Source organism: Pseudonocardia sp. DxW (assembly GCF_058448985.1).
The window spans coordinates 37,853-57,017 of record NZ_JBZFLK010000016.1 but is presented as its reverse complement, the minus strand read 5'-3'; the positions used below and the strand labels follow the sequence as shown (position 1 = coordinate 57,017).

Below are 19,165 nucleotides of genomic sequence, written 5' to 3'. Positions count from 1 at the left end.
GAGTCTGGCCACGCTTCCTCGGACACCTGTTCTGGACAAGCTCGCTGCCGTGACCGGGCTCGGGCTGCCGGGCGGGTTGTTCGCCGGTGCGAGCGAGAAGCTCGTTGACGCCTGGCGAGCCCGCGCCACGCGCTCCTACCCCTCGGACTTGCAGGCCGCGCCCCGGGAGGTGCGGCTCACGCTGCTGACCGCGTTGTGCTGGCGGCGCCAGACCGAGATCACTGACGCACTGGTCGACCTGCTGATCGGGCTGGTCCATAAGATCAACACCCGGGCAGAGCGGCGGGTCGATCGGGAGCTGACCGCAGACCTGCGCCGGGTCCGCGGCAAGGAAGGCATCCTGTTCCGCCTGGCCGAGGCCGCCGTTGAGCACCCCGACGAGCTGGTGCGCGAGGCGCTGTACCCGGTAGTGGCCGAGAGGACGCTGCGCGAACTGGTCCGCGAGGCCAAGGCCAACGAGCGCGCCTTCCAGGCCCGGGTGCGGGTGGTGCTGCGCTCGTCGTACTCCCATCACTATCGCCAGATGCTGCCCGCGCTGCTCGGGGCGATGAAGTTCCGCTGCAACAACACTGCCTACCGCCCCGTGATGCAGGCCCTGGCCCTGCTGGGTCGATGGGCGTCGATCTCGGGCAAGACCCGCTTCTACGACACGGCCACCCCGGTCCCGCTCGACGGTGTCGTCCCGGGCGCATGGCGCGACGCCGTGGTCGACGAGCAGGGTCGGGTCGAGCGCATCCCTTACGAGCTGTGCGTGCTGGTCGCGCTGCGCGACGCCCTGCGCCGCCGCGAGGTCTACGTCGACGGCGCCGGCCGGTGGCGCAACCCCGAGGACGACCTACCCGGCGACTTCGAGACAAGTCGCGAGGTCCACTACGCCGCCATTCGCCAACCCCTCGATCCGTCGGCGTTCATCGCTGACCTGAAGCAGCGCATGACCGGCGGGCTCGAGGGCCTCGATGCCGCCCTCGACACCGGGACCGCCGGCGGTGTCGCGGTCACACGTCGCAGCGGCGAGCCCTGGATTCGGGTGCCGAAGCTCGACAAGCTGGCCGAGCCCCAGAACTTGACCGCGCTCAAGCAGGAGGTCATCGGCCGGTGGGGCACCCTGGACCTGCTCGACGTCGCCAAGGAAGCCGACTTCCTCACCGACTTCACCAGCGGGTTCACCTCCGTGGCCTCCCGCGAGGTCATCGACCGCGCCACACTGCGCCGCCGGCTCCTGCTGGTGCTGTTCGCCCTGGGGACGAACATCGGCATCCGGCAGGTCGTGACCACCGGCGAGCACGGCGAGACCGACGCCGCCCTTCGGCACGTCCGCCGGCACTTCGTCACCCGCGACAACCTGCGCCGCGCGGTCACCAAGCTCGCCTCGGCGACCTTCGCCGCCCGCGACCCGGCCTGGTGGGGCCAGGGCACCGCCTGCGCCTCGGACTCCAAGAAGTTCGGCTCCTGGGAGTCGAACCTGATGACCGAGTGGCACCAGCGCTACCGCGGCCCCGGCGTAATGATCTACTGGCACGTGGAGCGGCGCTCGACGTGCATCTACTCGCAGCTCAAGTCCTGCTCTTTTTCCGAGGTCGCGGCCATGATCGAGGGCCTGCTGCGCCACTGCACCGACACCGACGACGAACGGCGCATCGATACCAATTACGTCGACACCCACGGTGCCTCGGTCGTCGGGTTCGCGTTCACTGAGCTGCTCGGGTTCCGGCTGCTGCCCCGGCTCAAGAACATCGGCTCCATCCGGCTCTACCGCCCCGACGACACCGCCATGTACGCGCATCTCGGGGACGTGATGACCCGCCCGATCCGCTGGGAGCTGATCGCCCAGCAGTACGACCAGATGGTCAAGTACGCCACCGCGCTGCGGCTCGGGACCGCGGAGTCGGAGTCGATCCTGCGTCGGTTCACCCGGGGCGGGCCCAAGCACCCCACCTACGCCGCCCTCGAAGAGCTCGGCCGGGCGGTGCGCACCATCTTCGCCTGCGACTACCTCGCCGACCCCGACCTGCGGCGCGAGGTCCACGGCGGGCTGCAGGTCGTCGAGCACTGGAACTCCGGTAACGGGGTCATCCGCTACGGCAACGACGGCGACCTCGCCGGGCCCGACCGCGAGCACGCCGAGGTCTCCATGCTCGCGCTGCACCTGCTGCAGTCCGCGCTCGTGCACATCAACACCCTGCTGCTCCAACGCGTCCTTGACGACCCGAGCTGGGCCGCTCGGCTCGAGATCGACGACCAGCGCGGCCTGACTCCGCTGTTCTGGTCGAACATCAACCCTTACGGCCGGTTCAGCCTCGACATGGACACCCGCCTTGACCTCGCCGTCCCCACTACGGTCCCGAAAGGAGCCGTCCCATAAGCGGATCGCTCTGCGGGACGCTCAGTGAGGTGTTCTCAGTAGCGCGGTGGCAGGTCGTGCGACACGCCGAGGGCGGTGAGGTGACCGGAGACTGGACAGGACCCCGGTAGATCAGGTCGGTCCGACCAAAGATCGACTCCGCTACCGAGGTCCTGCGTGCCCGATCCTGTCATCTACACCGGCGTACTCCCGATCGGGGAACCCACCGTGCGTTACCTGGCTGAGCTGCTGGCCGGCGAACGCGCCCGTCGCGGCACCCGAGCCGGCCGCCGGGCCCTGGACCCGGTCGGTCAAGCGGTGCCGGTCCTGCGATGGTTCCTCGACGCGACCCGGGTGGTGCGCCTGGCAGCGGACACGAGGTCAGCACCGCGACCGCCTACCGCTACCTGCACGAAGGCATCGACGTCCTCGCCTCGGCCGCGCCCGGGCTCCACGGCGCCCTGCTCGCCGCCCGTGCAGCCGGGCACACCCACGTGAGTCTCGACGGCACCCTGATCGCCACCGGCCGGTGCCGCGCGCTCGGACCCACCGCCGGGGTGGACCTGTGGTGGTCGGGCAAGCACCACCGCCACGGCGGCAACATCCAGGTCGTCACCGCACCCGACGGATGGCCGTTGTGGACCTCCCCAGTGCGACCAGGCCGCGAGCACGACACCCGCTGCGCTCGCACCCACTCCGGTCTGCTCGACACCCTGGCCGCGTTCACCGACGACACCCACGCCGCGCTGGGCGATCTCGGCTACGAAGGCGAGGCCGACCGGCTCACCGTGCCGATCAAACCCGTCCCCGGCGGCGGGCGAACGGTCAACCAGCGCACCGTCAACAGCCTGCACTCGGCCGTCCGCGCGCTGGCCGAACGAGGAAACGCCCTGCTCAAGTCCACCTTCGCGGCGTTGCGGCGAGTCACGCTGTGTCCCTGGCGGATTGGCGCAATCACCGCTGCCGCGCTCGTGCTGCTCCATGTCGAACACAACCGCACAACATGATCACCGCGCTACTGAGAACACCTCAGTGAGCGCGGCGGTCACGAGGCCAAGCCTCGCGACCGTCAAAACTAGCAGTCAGTCGTGACGGAGTCGCGACGCGACTCGGCTGCATCTGCGGCCGCGCCCTGACGTATCCAGCCGTCGCAGGTTCACTGACTGGTGGACGTGTCGATTCGGTTCTCCAGGCGCACAATGATCAGGGGCGACGGCGCATCGTCCGAACTCTGGCCGAACTCGTCGATGATCCGGTCGGCGAGCGGTTGAAGGAACAGCTGCCCGAGCTGCCTGATCATGATCGTGAGGACCTGCTCGCCGATCGGGCTGCGCTGCGAGGCGAGGCCGCGGCGGCGTAGGCCGCCGACCTGGTCCGCGGCAAGCGCGCTGAGTTTGCTCACGAGGTCGCCGCGTTCGCCGTGCGGGTCCAGCACAGCGCGCCGCAGGTAGTCCACGACGGCCGGGCTCGCCGCGAGCATGGCGGCCACGGCATGGTCACGGGCCCCGGCCACGTCCGTGCCCGACCCCTCCGCCGGCGCGGTCGCGATCGCCTCGGCGAAACGGTCGACGATGTCGAGCTCGACCGCCTCGCGCAGCGCCTCCTTCGTGCCGAAGTGGTGCACGATCAGTCCGACCGTGACCCCCGCTCGGGCCGCGACCGCGCGCATCGGCGTGCCGTCGACCCCTCGCTCTGCGAACAGATCCAGGGCGGCGTGGCGGATCCGTGCCCGCGCCGTGAGGTCTTCGGTGCGGGGCGACTGTGCTCGCTCCCGCTCACTCATCTCGCCGCCCGGGTTGCCGTCGTCACGGCACGCATCCTACGAACCCGCGCTTGTGTCGATCACATAGCGAACTATACGCTCACTCCAATCTACTGTACATTCGTACAGCACGGTGGGAGGGGACGACGTGGATCGAGGGTCGGCCGCGCCGCTGGACGGCGTAGGCGTGGTGTCGCTGGCGACGAACCTGCCGGGCCCGGCAGCCGCGGCGCGGCTCACCGATCTCGGCGCCGACGTCGTCAAGGTGGAGCCGCCGCAGGGGGACGGGCTGCAGGCCGCGGCCCCCGGGTGGTACCGCGAGCTGGCCGACGGGCAGGAGGTCGTGCGCCTCGACCTGCGCGAGGCGGCCGGCCGCGAGGCGCTCGAGGAGAGGCTCGCGACGGCGGACGTCCTGCTCACCGCGATGCGCCCGGCGGCATTGGACCGGCTGGGCCTGCGCAAGAGCGTCGCCCGGCACCGGCTGGTGCACGTCGAGATCGTCGGCTTCGACGGCGAGCGCGCCGAGGAGGCCGGGCACGACCTGACCTACCAGGCCGCGCACGGGACGCTGCTGCCCCCGGCCATGCCCACCGTCCCGGTCGCGGACCTGCTCGGCGGGGAGCGCGCCGCCCTCGTCGCCGTCGCCGGCCTGCGCCTGCGCGAGCGCAGCGGTGCCGCCGTGCACCAGCCGGTCGTGCTCGACCGGGTCGCCCGGGACGCGGCCGCCAGCGTGCGGCACGGATTGACCGGACCCGGCGACGCCCTCGGCGGCGCGATCCCCGCGTACGGGGTCTACCCGACGAGCGACGGCTACGTCGCCGTCGGCGCGGTCGAGCCGCACTTCGCCGCCCGGCTCGGCGACGCCCTCGGCCGGACCCGCGCCGAGCTCACCGCCCGGTTCGCCACGGCGGAGGGCAAGCACTGGCAGAAGCTCGGCAACGAGCTCGACATCCCGATTATCGCGGTCGGGCCCACTGTCGCCGACGATACCCTCGAGGAGGTGCGATGACCACCCTCGCCGGTGTCCTCGCCCGCACCGCCCGCCGCTGCCCCGACCGCGTCGCCGTGCGGTTCGGCGACGTGGCACTCACCTACGCCGAGCTGGATCGCGAGGTCGACGAGCTGGCGGCCATCCGCGGTCCCGCCCACGGCGACCGCATGCTCCTGCTGGCCGGCAACAGCGACGCGTTCGTCGTCGCCGTCTACGCCGGTCTGCGCCTGGGCGCGATCGTGGTGCCGATCAACCCGCGCTCGGCCCCGCCGGAGATCGACTACCTGGCCTCCGACACCGAGGCACGGTTGCTGCTGTTCGGTCCGGAGGTCGCGGCCGGTGTCCGGGCGTGGCAGTCGCTTCCCGGGCGGACCGGCGCCGCGGAGCCGCTGGCGCTGGGCCCCTTCGAGGGATACGAGGACGTCCGCGCCGCCGCACGCGACCGCGGTGCTCGCCCCACCCCCGTCGAGGTCTCCGCGGACGACGACGCGCTGATCATCTACACGTCCGGGACCACCGGCCGGCCCAAGGGGGCGCTGTTCGACCACTGCCGGGTGCTGTGGGTGGGGATCAACTCCAGCATCGGCGTGGGTCTGCGCGACGGGGAGCGGATGCTGCACGTCGCACCGCTGTACCACTCCGCGAGCCTCAACATGCTGCTGCTGAACGGGGTAATGCTCGGGGCGACCCATGTGATCCTCCCGGCGTTCGAACCGGCCACGGTGGCGGACGTCCTCGCTCGCGAGCGGATCACGTTCTTCTTCGGCGTCCCGACGATGTACACCCACCTGCTGCGGCTGCCGGACCTCGGCTCGCGCGACCTCTCCCGCCTGCGGATCTGCCTTTACGGCGCCGCACCGATGCCCGCGAGCACCGCCGAGGCCCTGGTCACGGCGCTGCCCGACACCTCGATCGTGCAGGCGTGCGGCCAGACCGAGGGCGGCCCGGGCGGCATCCTGCTGCACCACGACGACGTCGTCGCGCGGCCGGAGGCCAGCGGCCGGGTCGCGGTGCCCAACACCGAGGTGCGGGTCGTCGACCCGAGCGGGAACGACGTCGAGCCGGGTCGACGTCGGCGAGATGATCATGCGCGGCGAGTCGATGATGAAGGGCTACTGGCGCATGCCGGAGGCGACCGCCGAGACCGTCCGCGACGGATGGGTCCACACCGGCGACCTCGCCCGGATCGACGGGGATGGCTACATCACCCTCGTCGACCGCTTGAAGGACCTCATCATCACGGGCGGCGCCAACGTCTACTCCGCCGAGGTGGAGAGCGCGCTGGCCGCGCATCCCTCGATCGGCGACCTGGCCGTCATCGGGCGCAAGCACGAGGAGTACGGCGAGGTCGTCGTCGCCGTTGTCGACCTCGCGCCGGGAACCACGCTCACCCTCGACGAGCTGCGCGAGTTCGGACGCCGGCATCTCAGCGGCTACAAGCTTCCGCGGGAGCTCACGATCGGCACGATCCCGCGCAACCCGTCCGGCAAGATCCTCAAGAACCAGCTCCGGGCGGCCCTGGATGCCTGACTCCCGGACCGTCCTCGTCGTCCACCCACTCGCCGGTTTCCGCGCCCGCTGACCAGGAGCACCCCATGACCCGAGAAGCCGTCATCGTCGACGCCGTCCGGACCCCGGTCGGCAAGCGCGGCGGGCAGCTGCGCGACTGGCACCCGGTCGACCTGCTCGCGCACACCCTGAGCGATCTCGTCCCCCGCAGCGGCGCGGACCCGGACACCCTGGCCGACGTCGTCGTGGGCTGCGCGCTGCAGCGCGGCGAGCAGGCCGGCAACGTCGCCCGCAACGCCCTGCTCGGCGCCGGCCTGCCGATCGGCCTGCCCGGCACCACGCTGGACCGCCAGTGCGGTTCGGGCCAGCAGTCGGTCCACTTCGCCGCGCAGGGCGTGAAGTCCGGCGAGTACGACGTCGCGATCGGCGCCGGGCTCGAGTCGATGTCGCGCACCGACCTCGGTCCGCTGTTCGACCCGAGCGGGCCGCGGGGTGAGTGGTACGGCGAGCGGGTGCTCGCCCGGTTCGACGGCAACCTGCCGGCCCAGGGCCCGTCCGCCGAGCTGGTCGTGGCCAAGTGGGGCTACACCCGCGAGCAGCTCGACGAGTTCGCCGTCCGCAGTCACCTGCGTGCCGCCGCGGCCACCGAGGCCGGGTACTTCGCGTCCCAGCTCGTGGCGCTCGACGGCGCCGACGGACCGATGACCCGCGACGAGGGCATCCGTGCCACGCCCGACCGGGAGCGGATGGCCGCGCTGAAGCCCGTCTTCGACCCCGCGGGGGCGATCACCGCCGCGAACTCGTCGCAGGTCAGCGACGGCGCCGCCGCGCTGCTCGTCGCCGACCGCGCGTACGCGGAGTCGGCGGGCCTGCCCGCGCGGGCGCGCATCGTGTCGATGACCGTCGCCGCCGACGACCCGGTCCTGCAGTTCACGGCCGTCCTCGCCGCCTCCCGCGCCGCGCTCGACCGGGCCGGGCTCGGCATCGGCGACATCGACCTGGCCGAGGTCAACGAGGCGTTCGCGCCCGTCCCGCTGCTCTGGCGCGACGAGTTCGGCTACCCCGACGACCAGCTCAACGTGAACGGGGGCTCGATCGCCATCGGCCACCCGCTCGGCTCGACCGGCGGACGCCTGCTCACCCAGCTCGTCTGCGAGCTGGAGCGCCGCGACGCCCGCTACGGCCTGGTCACCGTCTGCGAGGGCGGCGGGATGGCCAACGCCACCGTGATCGAACGCCTCACCTGATCCCACACGCACCGACGAAGGAGTCCCGCGTGCCCGCACCGAGCCGCACCGTCGTGACGGGATACCCGTCCACGATGGGCGACGATGTCCAGCTCAACACCACCACCCTCATCCGGCACGCCGCCCGGACCTACGGCGACCGCGAGATCGTCCACCGGCGTCCGGACGGCGGCTGGGACCGCTACACCTACGCGGACGCCTACGACCGCATCGTCCGCGGGGCGAACGCCCTGGCCGGTCTCGGCGCCGGACCCGCCACCCGGGTCGGGATCCTCGACTGGAACAGCCGCCGGCACTTCGAGCTCTACTGGGCGATCCCCGGGCTCGGGTCGGTCATGGTGCAGCTCAACCTGCGCCTGGGCCCCGAGGACCTCTCCTTCGTCGTCTCCGACAGCGGGACGTCGATCGTCTGCGTGGACGAGACGCTGCTGCCGGTCGCCGAGGCCGTGGCACCAAACCTGCTCGGCGTGACGGCGTGGGTCGTGCTGACCGACAAGCCGCTCGACGAGATCAGCACGACCCTGCCGAACGTGCACCACTACGAGGACCTCGTCGCCGCCGCCGAGCCGCGGATCGACTGGCCGGAGATCGATGAGCGCTCGGCCTACGGTGCCTGCTACACCACCGGCACCACCGGCCGGCCGAAGGGCGTCTACTACTCGCACCGCGCGATCTGCCTGCACTCGTTCTCGCTGGCCACGAACATCGGCATGACGCTCGACGACTGCACGATGCTGATCACGCCGATGTTCCACGGGCAGGCCTGGGGGTTGCCGCAGGCGGCGATCCTGACCGCCAACAAGATCGTCCTGCCCGGGCGGTACACGGCCGACGACATCAAGCCGCTCACCGACGCACTGATCGCCGAGGACGTGACGATCACCAACGGTGCTCCCGCGATCTTCGGGCCGATGCTGGACTACATCCGCTCACTGGAGGACAAGCCCGACCTGGGACGGCTGCGGATGCTGTCGGGCGCGACCGAGCCGCCGCTGTCGCTGATGAAGGGCTTCGCGGAGCTCACCGGCGCCGAGATCGTGCACGCCTACGGCGCGACCGAGACCACGCCGCTGGTCACCGTGAACCGGTACAAGCCCAGCGTGCGCGCCCGCCTGTCCGGGGACGACCTGCTCGAACTGAAGCGCAAGCAGGGGCTCCCGGCCACGCTGGTCGACGTCCGGCTCGTCGACGGCGCCGGCGAGGACGTGCCCCACGACGGTGTCTCCCAGGGCGAGATCTGCGTGCGCGGCCCGTGGATCACCACGCGGTACCACAACATGACCGACGCCGACGACCGCTTCGCGGACGGCTGGTGGCGCAGCGGCGACGTCGGCACGATCGACCCCGACGGCTACCTCAAGGTCACCGACCGGCTCAAGGACGTGATCAAGAGCGGCGGCGAGTGGATCTCCTCCATCGACATGGAGAACCTCCTGACCAGCCACCCCGCCGTCGCCCAGGCGGCGGTCGTCGGGCTCGCGCACCCCAAGTGGCAGGAGCGGCCGTTCGTGCTCGTCGTCCCGGCCCCCGGCCAGGAGGTGACGCTGGAGCAGCTGCACGCGCACCTGTCGTCGGCGTTCGCGTCCTGGCAGCTGCCGGAGTCGTTCACCACCGTCACCGAGATCCCCCGGACCAGCGTCGGCAAGGTCGACAAGAAGGTCATCCGCTCCACCTGGGCCGGGCACTACGGAGGGGCCGATGACTGACCAGCTCACCGAGACCCTCGTCTCCGCCGAGCGCCACGGCCCGGTCGCGCTGCTCACCCTGCAGCGCGCGGCGTCCCACAACGCCCTGAGCCGGGGCCTGGTCGCCGAGCTGGCCGGCCGGCTCGCCGACGCGGCCGCCGACCCCGAGGTGCGCGCCGTCGTGATCGCCGGCGCCGGGCCGGCGTTCTGCGCGGGCGCGGACATCACCGAGGTCCCGGCCATGATCGGCGCCTCGCCGACCGACGAGCTGCCGTTCGACCGGCTCTTCGACACCCTCGCCGGCTACCCGAAGCCGACGGTCGCGGCCGTGCACGGCACCGCGTTCGGCGGCGGGTGCGAGCTGACGCTGGCCTGCGACATCGCGATCGCCGGCCGTTCCGCGCGGTTCGCCGTACCCGAGGTCAAGCTGGGCGTCCTCCCCGGCGCCGGTGGCACCCAGCGGCTCGTGCACGCCGTCGGCAAGCCGAAGGCGATGCGCATGCTGCTCACCGGCGACCCGGTCGACGCCGCCTGGGCCCGTGACGCCGGGCTGGTCGCCGACGTGGTCGACGACGAGCAGGTCGTCCCGGCCGCGCTCGAGCTGGCCGCCCGGATCGCGCGGAACGCACCGCGCGCGGTGGTCCTCGCCGCGGACGCCGCCCGCCGGGCCCACGACCAGCCGCTGCAGGAGGGGCTGGCGACCGAACGCCGCAACTTCCTGCTCGCCCTGGGCACCGACGACGCCCGCGAGGGACTGTCCGCATTCACCGAACGTCGTCAACCCGCCTTCACCGGCAGATGAAAGGAAGCACCCGATGATCCTCGACGACTACCGCGCCCCCTGGGCCAACCAGGAGCTGGACGACCTGCGCGAGCTCGCCCGCACGTTCGTCGCGAAGGAGGTCGTGCCGCACCAGGAGCGCTGGGCGTCGGAGCACCAGGTCGACCGCGACTTCTGGCGGACCGCCGGGAGCGCCGGCCTGCTGTGCATCAGCATCCCGGAGGAGTACGGCGGCGGCGGCGCGAGCTTCGCGCATGAGGCCGTCCTCGCCGAGGAGCAGTCCCGCGTCGGCGACGACGCGTGGGCCAACATGGTGCACAGCGCGATCGTCGCGCACTACGTCGCCGCCTTCGGCACCGAGGAGCAGAAGCAGCGCTGGCTGCCCGGCATGGCCTCCGGCGACCTCGTCGGCGCGATCGCGATGACCGAGCCCGGCACCGGGTCGGACCTGCAGAGCATCCGCACCCGGGCCCGCCGCGACGGGGACCACTACGTCATCGACGGTGCCAAGACCTTCATCTCCAACGGCACCCACTGCGACCTGCTGATCATCGTCGCCCGCACCGGCGAGGAGGACGGCGGCAAGGGCCTGTCCCTGATCGTCGCGGAGACCGAGGGCCTGGAAGGCTTCGAACGGGGGCGCGTGCTGGACAAGATGGGGCAGCACGGCCAGGACACCCGCGAGCTGTTCTTCTCCGGCATGCAGGTGCCGGTGGGCAACCGGCTGGGCGAGGAGGGCCGCGGGTTCGGGCAGCTGATGAACCAGCTCCCCCAGGAGCGCCTGATCATCGCGGTCGCCGCCGCCGCGGCCGCCGCCGCCGCGGTCCGCGAGACGGTCGCCTACGTCAAGGAGCGCCAGGCGTTCGGCCAGAACCTCATGAGCTTCCAGAACACCCGCTTCGTACTCGCCGAGTGCGTCGCCGACGTGACGGCTGCCCGCAGCATGGTGGACGCGTTCGTCCCCCGCCACGTCGCGGGCGAGCTCGACGCCGCGTCGGCGTCGATGGCGAAGTTCTTCTGCACCGACGTGCAGAACCGGGTCGCCGACCGCTGCCTGCAGCTGTTTGGCGGGTACGGCTACATGAACGAGTACCCGATCGCGCGCATGTTCACCTCGGCGCGGGTGCAGAAGATCTACGGCGGCTCCAACGAGATCATGAAGGAACTCGTGGCCCGGTCCTTGTGAGAAGGCCGCCCACCAGACGGAGCGCCGATATCCCACGAGAGGAACGGATGGCCATAACGATGTCGACACCGGCCCCGCCGAGGGGGCTGACCACCTGTGAGAAGGCCGAGCTGGGCGAGCTGCGCCGCCGCAACCGGGTATTCGAGACCGAGGTGGAGATCCTCAAGCGGGCCGGACGCGGTCTTGAGGCTCGTTCGCCCGCCGCAGCTCGGCGTTCTCCCGACGCAGCCGGGTCAACTCGTCGTGGTCGCCGCTCGTGGTCTCAGGCTCAGGCGCCAGCCCGTCGTCGATATCGGCCTGCTTGCACCAACCCCGCAGCGTGTCCGGCAGGATCCCCAGCTGCGGTCCGATCCGCTTGCACGCGGCGTTGACCGACAGCCCAGGCTCCTGCTGGCGAGCCTGGCCGACCATGCGCTTGGCCCGCTCACGCATCTCGTCGTTGTACTTCCTCGGTGCCGGCACGAAGACCACCTTCCCGTGGCTTCAGCCTCCACCGAACCCGGGGCGCTGCACCGGTCGGTCGGAATCGTTCGCCGACGGCTGCGCGGGTGAACGCCTGGCAGCGTGGGCGTCGCCGACACCGGCGGCGCGCGTGAAGCCTCACTCCGGAGGGGCAGCAGTCACGGCTTCGAGGTCGGCGGCGCCCGTTCCACTCGGCCACGTTGATCACCATCCTCGCTCCAGGAGGGCCCACAGATCGGGTGGGACGCCGCCGAGTGCAGCCCGCCGTTGGTGCCCGACCCTGGGTGCGGGGGGAGCCCGTCACAGGAACGCGAAGCTTCACGAATGTGGCGGGCTCGGCGCGCTCAGTGATCGCAGGAGGAACTCGACGAGGTCGGCGGCGTACTGGTCGGCGTTGGCTGCGACGGCGGCCTCGAGTTCGGGTGGGGTGGTGAGGATGTGGTTGGTGACCCCGCCGACCAGGCAGTCGAGCAGCAGCGTGGCGGAGGTGTCGGGGCCGACATCTCCGCGAGCGATTCCGCGGCGCACGATCTCGCGTCCGGTGCTGACCTGGGAGCGCCAGAGGGTGTCGAAGTGTTCGGCGAGCTCGGGAACGGCGCGTGTCTCGGGCCCCAGGCGCAGGACGGCTTTGCCGACGTCGCCGAGGTAGAACGCGAGGAACTGGCGGGCGAGTTCGAGCAGGTCTCCGTGCAGGCTGCCGGTGTCGACGTCGGTGACCTGCCCGATGTAGCTGTGCAGGGCGTCGACCAGGACGGCCTGTTTGTTGGGCCAGCGTAGGTAGATCGAGGCTTTGCCGGCGCCGGCCTCGACGGCGACGGCGTCGAGGGTGAACCCCGGCCACCCGACCCTGCCGAACACGGTCAGGGCGGCCCGGGCCACCCGGCGCTCGAGTTCGGGGTCCCGCGGACGTCCCGAACCCGTGATCGTCCTGGCCCTGGCCATCGGCACCCTCCTTGCTGAACGGATCACGTTCACCATATCGTCTCCGTTCCGGACACAGATCGTCCGTAACTCGTCGAGGAGGTGCTGGTGGTCAGGACGGCGTTGACCAACATGCTCGGGATCGAGGCCCCGCTGGTGGGGTTCAACCGGTCCCCGGCGGTGGTCGCCGAGGTGAGCAATGCGGGTGGGTTCGGTGTGCTGGGCGCCTCGACCTTCACCCCTGCCGAGCTGGACGCGGCCCTGAGTTGGATCGAGGAGCAGGTCGGTGGTCGGCCCTACGGGGTCGACGTGCTGGTGCCGGGGCACACGGCCCAGAGCGATCCTGCGGACCTGATCGCGTCACTGCGGGCGCAGATCCCGCAGGGCCACCGGGACTTCGTCGAGGGCCTGCTGGAGCGCTACGGCATCCCCGAGCTGCCGGCCGGGACACCGACCGTGGCGACCGACGAGATCGCCTCGGCCCTGGCCACCGGTGGCGGAGGGGTGGAGGCGTTGCTGGATGTGGCGTTCTCGCACCGCATCTCGTTGGTGGCCAATGCGCTGGGTCCGCCGCCACCGGAGCTGGTCTCGCGCGCCAAGGCAGCCGGGGTGCCGGTGGCCGGGCTGGTCGGGCAGGGCAAGCACGTCGCAAACCAGCTCGAGGCCGGCGTCGACGTGCTGATCGCCCAAGGCACCGAGGCGGGCGGGCACACGGGCACGGTCGCGACGATGGTGCTGACTCCCGAGGTGATCGAGCTGGCCGGGTCGGTGCCGGTACTCGCGGCGGGCGGGATCGCCTCCGGGCCGCAGATGGCTGCGGCGCTCGCGCTGGGTGCGGCCGGGGTGTGGTGTGGGTCGGTGTGGCTGTCGAGCACCGAGGAGGTCACCGGCGAGGCGGTCAAGCGCAAGTATCTCGAGGCGACCTCGGCCGATACGGTGCGCTCGCCCACGCGCACGGGCAAACCGGCCCGGCAGCTACGCACGGCCTGGCATGACGAGTGGGACACGCTCGGCGCCCCGTCGCCGCTGCCGATGCCGCTGCAGCCGATGCTGGTCCAGGACGCCTGGAACCGCATCGACGCCGCCGCCGACGCCGGCAACGAGGACGCCCGGGCACTCGAGTCATTCTTCATCGGCCAGGTCGTCGGTGGTTTCCGCCGGCTGCGTCCCACCGCCGAGATCACCCGGGAGATCATCGCCGACTGCGAGGCCCGGCTCCACGAGCTCGCCCGGCTCACCGCGACCCCGGGCGAGCCCTGACGGCCCCCGCTCGACCCCGCCCCCGGGTCTGTGGCGCCACCGGCGCCCGCCCGAACCGTCCGCTCCCGCTCTGTTGAGGAGACCCACGATTGAGGAGACCCCACGATGAGCTTGCCCGACAAATCCGCGGCGCCGGTCGCGAGCGCCCCGCCTGCCGTGCGGGTCGAACGCGACGGCCACGTCCAGGTCGTGACGTTGAACCGGCCCGAAGCCAAAAACGCCGTCAACGACCGAGGTATCCGCGCTGCTCGGCGAGGCCCTCGAGCAGGCCGAGCACGACCCCGAGGTGCGGGCGGTGGTCCTGACCGGCGCCGGTGATCAGGCGTTCTGCGCGGGGGCCGACCTCAAGGCCCTGGCCCGGGGCGAGGACATCACCGCGCCCGGGCACCAGGACTGGGGGTTCGCCGGCTACGTCACCCACCCGATCAGCACCCCCACCGTGGCCGCGGTGGCCGGGTTCGCCCTCGGCGGCGGCACCGAGCTCGTCCTGGCCTCGGCCTCGGATCTGGTGGTCGCGGGCCGCTCAGCGCGGTTCGGGCTGCCCGAGGTCACCCGCGGCCTCATCGCCGCGGCCGGCGGTCTGAGCCGGTTGCCCGAACAGCTGCCCCGCAAGATCGCGATGCAGATGATCCTGACCGGCGACCCTGTCGACACCGAGACCGCGGCGCGGTGGGGCCTGGTCAACCAGGTCGTCGACGACTCCGAGGTGCTGGGTGCGGCGGTGGCGCTGGCCCAGCGGATCGCGTCGAACGCTCCGCTGGCGGTGCAGGCCAGCAAGCGCGTCGCCGCCGGAATCACCGAGGACGACGTCCCCGCCGAGACCGACGCGTGGCAGCGCAGCAACGACGCCATCACCGCACTGATGAGCAGCGCCGACGTCGTCGAAGGCATGCAGGCCTTCACCGAGAAACGTGCCCCGCACTGGCGGGCTCGCTGACCCGCACCCCGGCACCCGGCACCCGGCACCCCCTAGCGCTTCAGGAGCACACCGTGGCAGGACCCCCGAGTTCATCGCCGAGTTCATCGCTGGATCCCCGCACCCCGGTCCTGATCGGGGTCGGGCAGGTCAGCGACCCCATCGACGGCCCCCGCTACCAGCGGCTGTCCCCGGTGGAGCTGGCCGCCGCCGCGGCCCGGGACGCCCTGGCCGATACCGGCGCCGATCCCGGCGCGGTCGCGGCCGCGGTCGACACGGTGGCCGGGATCCGGCAGTTCGAGATCTCGTTTCCCGGGGTCGCGGCGCCGCTGGGCCGCTCGGACAACTTCCCCCGCTCGGTCGCCGCCCGCCTCGGCACCCGCCCGGCCCGGGCGGTCCTGGAGGTCATCGGGGGCCAGGGCCCGCAGCACCTGGTCACCGAGCTCGCCGCCGACATCGCCGCCGGTCGGGGCGAGGCGGCGCTGGTGTTCGGGTCCGAGGCCACCTCCACCGTGCGCCACCTCGCCGACGCCCCGGACCGCCCGGATTTCACCGAGTCGGCCGGTGGGGGCCTCGAGGACCGTGGCTTCGGCCTGGAGGGCTTGGCCACCGAGTACACCCTCACGCACGGGCTCACCGACGCGCCCACTCAGTACGCGCTGTTCGACAACGCCCGCCGGGCCCGCCTCGGCCAGTCCCGGGCGGACTACCTGCGCGGCATGGGCGAGCTGTTCGCGCCGTTCACCACCGTGGCCGCCACCAACCCGCACGCCGCCGCGCCCACCGAGCGCAGCGCGACCGAGCTGGCCACCCCCACCGCGGCGAACCGCCCCATCACCGACCCCTACCTGCGGTACCTGGTGGCTCGCGACCAGGTCAACCAGGGCGCCGCCGTCCTGATCACCTCGGTGGCCACCGCCCGCCGGCTCGGCGTCGACACCGAGCGCTGGGTGTTCCTGCACGGCCACGCCGACCTGTGCGAACGCGACCTGCTCGACCGTGCCGACCTGTCCACGAGCCCGGCCGCGGTGATGGCCACCCGACACGCCCTCGCGCTCGCCGACATCGGCGTCGCCGACCTGGCCACCCTGGACCTCTATAGCTGCTTCCCGGTCGCGGTCTCGACCATCACCGACGCGTTCGACCTGGCCGCCGACGACCCCCGCGGGCTCACCGTCACCGGTGGGCTGCCGTTCTTCGGTGGGGCCGGCAACAACTACTCCATGCACGCCATCGCCGAAATCGTCGACCGGCTCCGCCGCAGCCCGGGCGCCTACGGGCTGGTCGCCGCCAACGGCGGCGTGCTGAGCAAGTACTCGGCCGGGGTGTACTCCACCACCCCGACCGGCTGGCGCGCCGACCGCAGCGCCGAGCTGCAGGACCAGGTGCTGGCCTTGCCGGCCCCCGCACAGGTCGCCGCCGCCGAGGGTCCCGCGACCATCGAGACCTACACCGTCAAACACGACCGAGGCGGGGCCCGGACCGGCATCGTCGTCGGCCGCCTCGAGGCCACCGGCGCCCGGTTCCTGGCCCTGGCCGCCGACGACACCACCCTCGACGCGCTGAGCAGCGCCGACGAGCCGATCGGCATGCCGGTGCACGCCCGGCGCGCCGATCGCCACAACACTGTCGAGGTCAGCCGGCCGTGATCGGAGGGCACCCACGACCGCACCGCCGGCCACCGTCCGGACTGCAAATGTCGGCCGGCGCACACACCGCGCGGCGAGGCGCCGCGCGCCTGGCTCCGAGAGGAGACCGGTGATGTCCTGGCAGGCCCGCGTGTCCACCCTGCTGGTGCGGTGGGGGGTGCGACCGGGCGTCGAGCTCGTCCCCGACACGGTGTCGGTCGCCCGCACGGCGCGCCGACTGCTCTGCGTGTTCACCGATCTGTGCTGCCGCCCGCACCCGGAGGCAACGATCGTGCGGGTCGCGGCGCCGGCACCCGACGGCATCGAGGTCCGCGGCGAATGGGTCCTGCCACCCGGGACCCCGCCACCGGAAACCGTCGGCGGCATCGGTGACGGTGTCCCCGGTGGCGGTGTCCCCGACCTGCGCGGCGGCGCCGTGTTCTACATCCACGGCAGCGGCTACACCGTGGCCTCGGCCCGGACCCACCGCGCGATCACCTCCCGCCTGGCGGTCTGGACCGGACGGCCGGTGTTCGCATGCGACTACCGGCTCGCACCGGTGCACCGTTTCCCCGCCGCCGCCGACGACGTCGATGCGGCCTTCACCTGGCTGATTGACCACGGCGCACGGCCCGACCAGGTCGTCATCGCCGGCGACTCCGCGGGTGTTCAGCTCGGTCTCGCGCTGGCCGCCGAGTACACCGCCCGAACCCAGAGCCCCGCCGTCGCGGCCCTGCTTTTCTTCTCCCCGCTCGTCGACCTCTCGCTGGCCCGGGTTCGGGAATGGGAGAGCGGCCGACGCCGCGACCCGCTGGTCTCCGCGGCCCGGGTGGAGCGGCTGCTGCGCGTCTATCTCGACGGTGCCGAAATGACCTCCCCGCGACTGCGTTTCACCTCCGAGGGTCTGCGCGGTCTCCCCCCGATGCAGATCCACGTCAGCGATGCCGAGTTCCTCTATGCCGACACCCGCCACCTCGTCGAGATGATCGAGGCCGCCGATGGCCAGACCGAGCTGCAGCTCTGGCCCGGACAGCTCCACGTCTTCCAGGCCCTGCCCGGTTTCGTGCCCGAAGCGACGCACTCGCTGCGCGCGGCGGCGACCTTCGCCCACCACCATCTCGAACGCGCTCGCCCGACCGACAACCGACCCGTCACCGACGACCCCGCATGACCCGGGGCCAGCGCCGTCGGGCACCACCGCGCCCGCACCGCTGACCCAGCGCGGTCGACACCCCAGCCTTTCCGGACGAAGCAGAGGAGCGGCCATGACCGAGCTCGAGCAACACACCACCGACACCGCCCAGGGGGCTGCGCAGGACGGTCCGGTCCCGGACCCGTGGAACACGTCCGAACGTCGAGCGCTGCGCGAGCTGGCCACCGACTTCACCCGCCGCGAGATCGTGCCCCACCTGGCGACGTGGGAGTCCGCGGGCGAGCTGCCCCGCAGCCTGCACCGCAAGGCCGCCGAGGCCGGATTGCTCGGGATCGGGTTCGGCGAGGACATTGGCGGCGCCGGTGGCGACCTGCGCGATACCGTCATCATGACCGAGGCGATCCTGGCGGCCGGTGGCTCGACCGGGCTGATGGCCGGCCTGTTCACCCACGGCATCGCGCTTCCCCACATGATCGAGCACGGCGACCCCGACCACATCCAACAGTGGGTCCGCCCCACCCTGGCCGGAGACACGATCGGCAGCCTCGCGATCACCGAACCCGACACCGGCTCGGACGTGGCCAGCATACGCACCACCGCCCGCCGCGACGGGGACCACTACGTGGTCAACGGCGCCAAGATGTTCATCACCTCGGCCACCCGCGCCGACTTCGTGACCACCGCAGTCCGCACCGGCGAACCGGGAGCGAAAGGGGTGTCGCTGCTGGTCATCGATACCGACACACCCGGACTCGGTGTATCCCGACGGCTCGACAAGATGGGCTGGCTCTGCTCGGACACCGCAGAGCTGCACTTCGACGACGTCCGGGTCCCGGTCGCGAACCTGATCGGCGCCGAAGGCAGCGGATTCCTCCAGATCATGCACCAGTTCCAGACCGAACGCGCCTCGCTGGCCGTGCAGGCCTACGCCACCGCCGCGCGCTGCCTCGACCTCACCACGGCCTGGGCCCGCCAACGCGAGACCTTCGGACGCACCCTGTCTTCCCGCCAAGTCATCCGGCACAAGATCGTCGACGTGGCCACCGCCGTCGACGCCGCCCGCACCTACACCCGCGACGCGATCGACCGGGCACTAACCGGTAACCCCGACGTCACCAAGATCTCGATGGCGAAAAACGTCGCCGTCGGAGCATGCGACCTCGCCGTCGACACCGCCGTCCAACTACACGGCGGCATGGGATACCTGCGTGAATCCGAGGTCGAGCGCCACTACCGCGACGCCCGCATTCTGTCCATCGGCGGCGGCACCACCGAAATCATGAAAGAGATCATCGCCAAGCTCATGCAGATTTGAGCGAACCG

General features: G+C 71.8%; 15 protein-coding genes and 2 pseudogenes. 14 read left to right on the top strand and 3 right to left on the bottom strand.

The window, feature by feature from the left end:
• Window positions 1-4 precede the first annotated feature (4 nt).
• A complete protein-coding gene (locus ACVJO7_RS23505) occupies window positions 5-2,362 on the top strand; it encodes a Tn3 family transposase (RefSeq protein WP_491674761.1) in 2,358 nt (785 codons plus the stop codon).
• Between the two features lie 131 nt (window positions 2,363-2,493).
• Window positions 2,494-3,348: pseudogene (locus ACVJO7_RS23500) on the top strand (HARBI1 family protein).
• 149 nt (window positions 3,349-3,497) lie between these two features.
• On the opposite strand, the gene ACVJO7_RS23495 reads toward ACVJO7_RS23500, so the two are convergent.
• Window positions 3,498-4,124 (bottom strand): TetR/AcrR family transcriptional regulator, encoded by a 627-nt coding sequence (locus ACVJO7_RS23495; protein ID WP_093356734.1) that lies wholly within the window; start codon window positions 4,122-4,124, stop codon window positions 3,498-3,500.
• Window positions 4,125-4,251: 127 nt separating this feature from the next.
• Here ACVJO7_RS23495 and ACVJO7_RS23490 point away from each other — a divergent pair, with 127 nt between their 5' ends.
• The 7 genes and pseudogenes from ACVJO7_RS23490 (at window position 4,252) to ACVJO7_RS23460 (ending at window position 11,502) form a co-directional block, all read left to right on the top strand.
• Complete coding sequence (locus tag ACVJO7_RS23490; RefSeq protein ID WP_093356738.1) at window positions 4,252-5,112, top strand: CoA transferase; 861 nt, start codon at window positions 4,252-4,254, stop codon at window positions 5,110-5,112.
• Window positions 5,109-6,101: pseudogene (locus tag ACVJO7_RS23485) on the top strand (AMP-binding protein); the annotation flags it as partial. The gene ACVJO7_RS23490 and the pseudogene ACVJO7_RS23485, both read left to right, overlap by 4 nt.
• A gap of 79 nt (window positions 6,102-6,180) precedes the next feature.
• Window positions 6,181-6,624, top strand: coding sequence for a class I adenylate-forming enzyme family protein (locus tag ACVJO7_RS23480; RefSeq protein ID WP_491674760.1), 444 nt, complete (start codon window positions 6,181-6,183; stop codon window positions 6,622-6,624).
• Between the two features lie 65 nt (window positions 6,625-6,689).
• Window positions 6,690-7,850 carry a thiolase family protein gene (locus tag ACVJO7_RS23475; protein WP_093356739.1) on the top strand — a complete coding sequence of 387 codons (1,161 nt, stop codon included), beginning with the start codon at window positions 6,690-6,692 and terminating at the stop codon, window positions 7,848-7,850.
• Between the two features lie 29 nt (window positions 7,851-7,879).
• Window positions 7,880-9,556 carry a long-chain-fatty-acid--CoA ligase gene (locus tag ACVJO7_RS23470; protein WP_491674652.1) on the top strand — a complete coding sequence of 559 codons (1,677 nt, stop codon included), beginning with the start codon at window positions 7,880-7,882 and terminating at the stop codon, window positions 9,554-9,556.
• A complete protein-coding gene (locus ACVJO7_RS23465) occupies window positions 9,549-10,337 on the top strand; it encodes an enoyl-CoA hydratase/isomerase family protein (protein WP_093355305.1) in 789 nt (262 codons plus the stop codon). Before ACVJO7_RS23470 ends, ACVJO7_RS23465 begins: the two co-directional genes overlap by 8 nt.
• A 13-nt stretch (window positions 10,338-10,350) precedes the next feature.
• Window positions 10,351-11,502: an acyl-CoA dehydrogenase family protein gene (locus ACVJO7_RS23460; RefSeq protein WP_093355310.1), complete on the top strand. Its 1,152-nt coding sequence runs from the start codon at window positions 10,351-10,353 to the stop codon at window positions 11,500-11,502.
• A 162-nt stretch (window positions 11,503-11,664) separates the two neighbouring features.
• On the opposite strand, the gene ACVJO7_RS23455 is transcribed toward ACVJO7_RS23460, so the two are convergent.
• On the bottom strand, window positions 11,665-11,973 hold the full coding sequence (locus ACVJO7_RS23455; protein WP_093355314.1) for a transposase: 309 nt from the start codon (window positions 11,971-11,973) through the stop codon (window positions 11,665-11,667).
• A gap of 309 nt (window positions 11,974-12,282) precedes the next feature.
• Complete coding sequence (locus tag ACVJO7_RS23450; protein WP_093355319.1) at window positions 12,283-12,906, bottom strand: TetR/AcrR family transcriptional regulator; 624 nt, start codon at window positions 12,904-12,906, stop codon at window positions 12,283-12,285.
• Window positions 12,907-12,993: 87 nt separating this feature from the next.
• On the opposite strand from ACVJO7_RS23450, the gene ACVJO7_RS23445 reads away from it, so the two are divergent.
• From ACVJO7_RS23445 to ACVJO7_RS23425, 5 genes are all read left to right on the top strand, one after another.
• Window positions 12,994-14,145: an NAD(P)H-dependent flavin oxidoreductase gene (locus ACVJO7_RS23445; RefSeq protein WP_245773911.1), complete on the top strand. Its 1,152-nt coding sequence runs from the start codon at window positions 12,994-12,996 to the stop codon at window positions 14,143-14,145.
• Window positions 14,146-14,431: 286 nt separating this feature from the next.
• Window positions 14,432-15,082 (top strand): enoyl-CoA hydratase-related protein, encoded by a 651-nt coding sequence (locus ACVJO7_RS23440; RefSeq protein WP_245773912.1) that lies wholly within the window; start codon window positions 14,432-14,434, stop codon window positions 15,080-15,082.
• A 53-nt stretch (window positions 15,083-15,135) separates the two neighbouring features.
• A complete protein-coding gene (locus ACVJO7_RS23435) occupies window positions 15,136-16,710 on the top strand; it encodes an acetyl-CoA acetyltransferase (protein WP_245773913.1) in 1,575 nt (524 codons plus the stop codon).
• 112 nt (window positions 16,711-16,822) lie between these two features.
• Entirely contained in the window at window positions 16,823-17,860 is a 1,038-nt protein-coding gene (locus ACVJO7_RS23430; RefSeq protein ID WP_093355323.1) for an alpha/beta hydrolase fold domain-containing protein, read from the top strand.
• A gap of 94 nt (window positions 17,861-17,954) precedes the next feature.
• On the top strand, window positions 17,955-19,157 hold the full coding sequence (locus ACVJO7_RS23425) for an acyl-CoA dehydrogenase family protein (RefSeq protein WP_491674651.1): 1,203 nt from the start codon (window positions 17,955-17,957) through the stop codon (window positions 19,155-19,157).
• Window positions 19,158-19,165 lie beyond the last annotated feature (8 nt).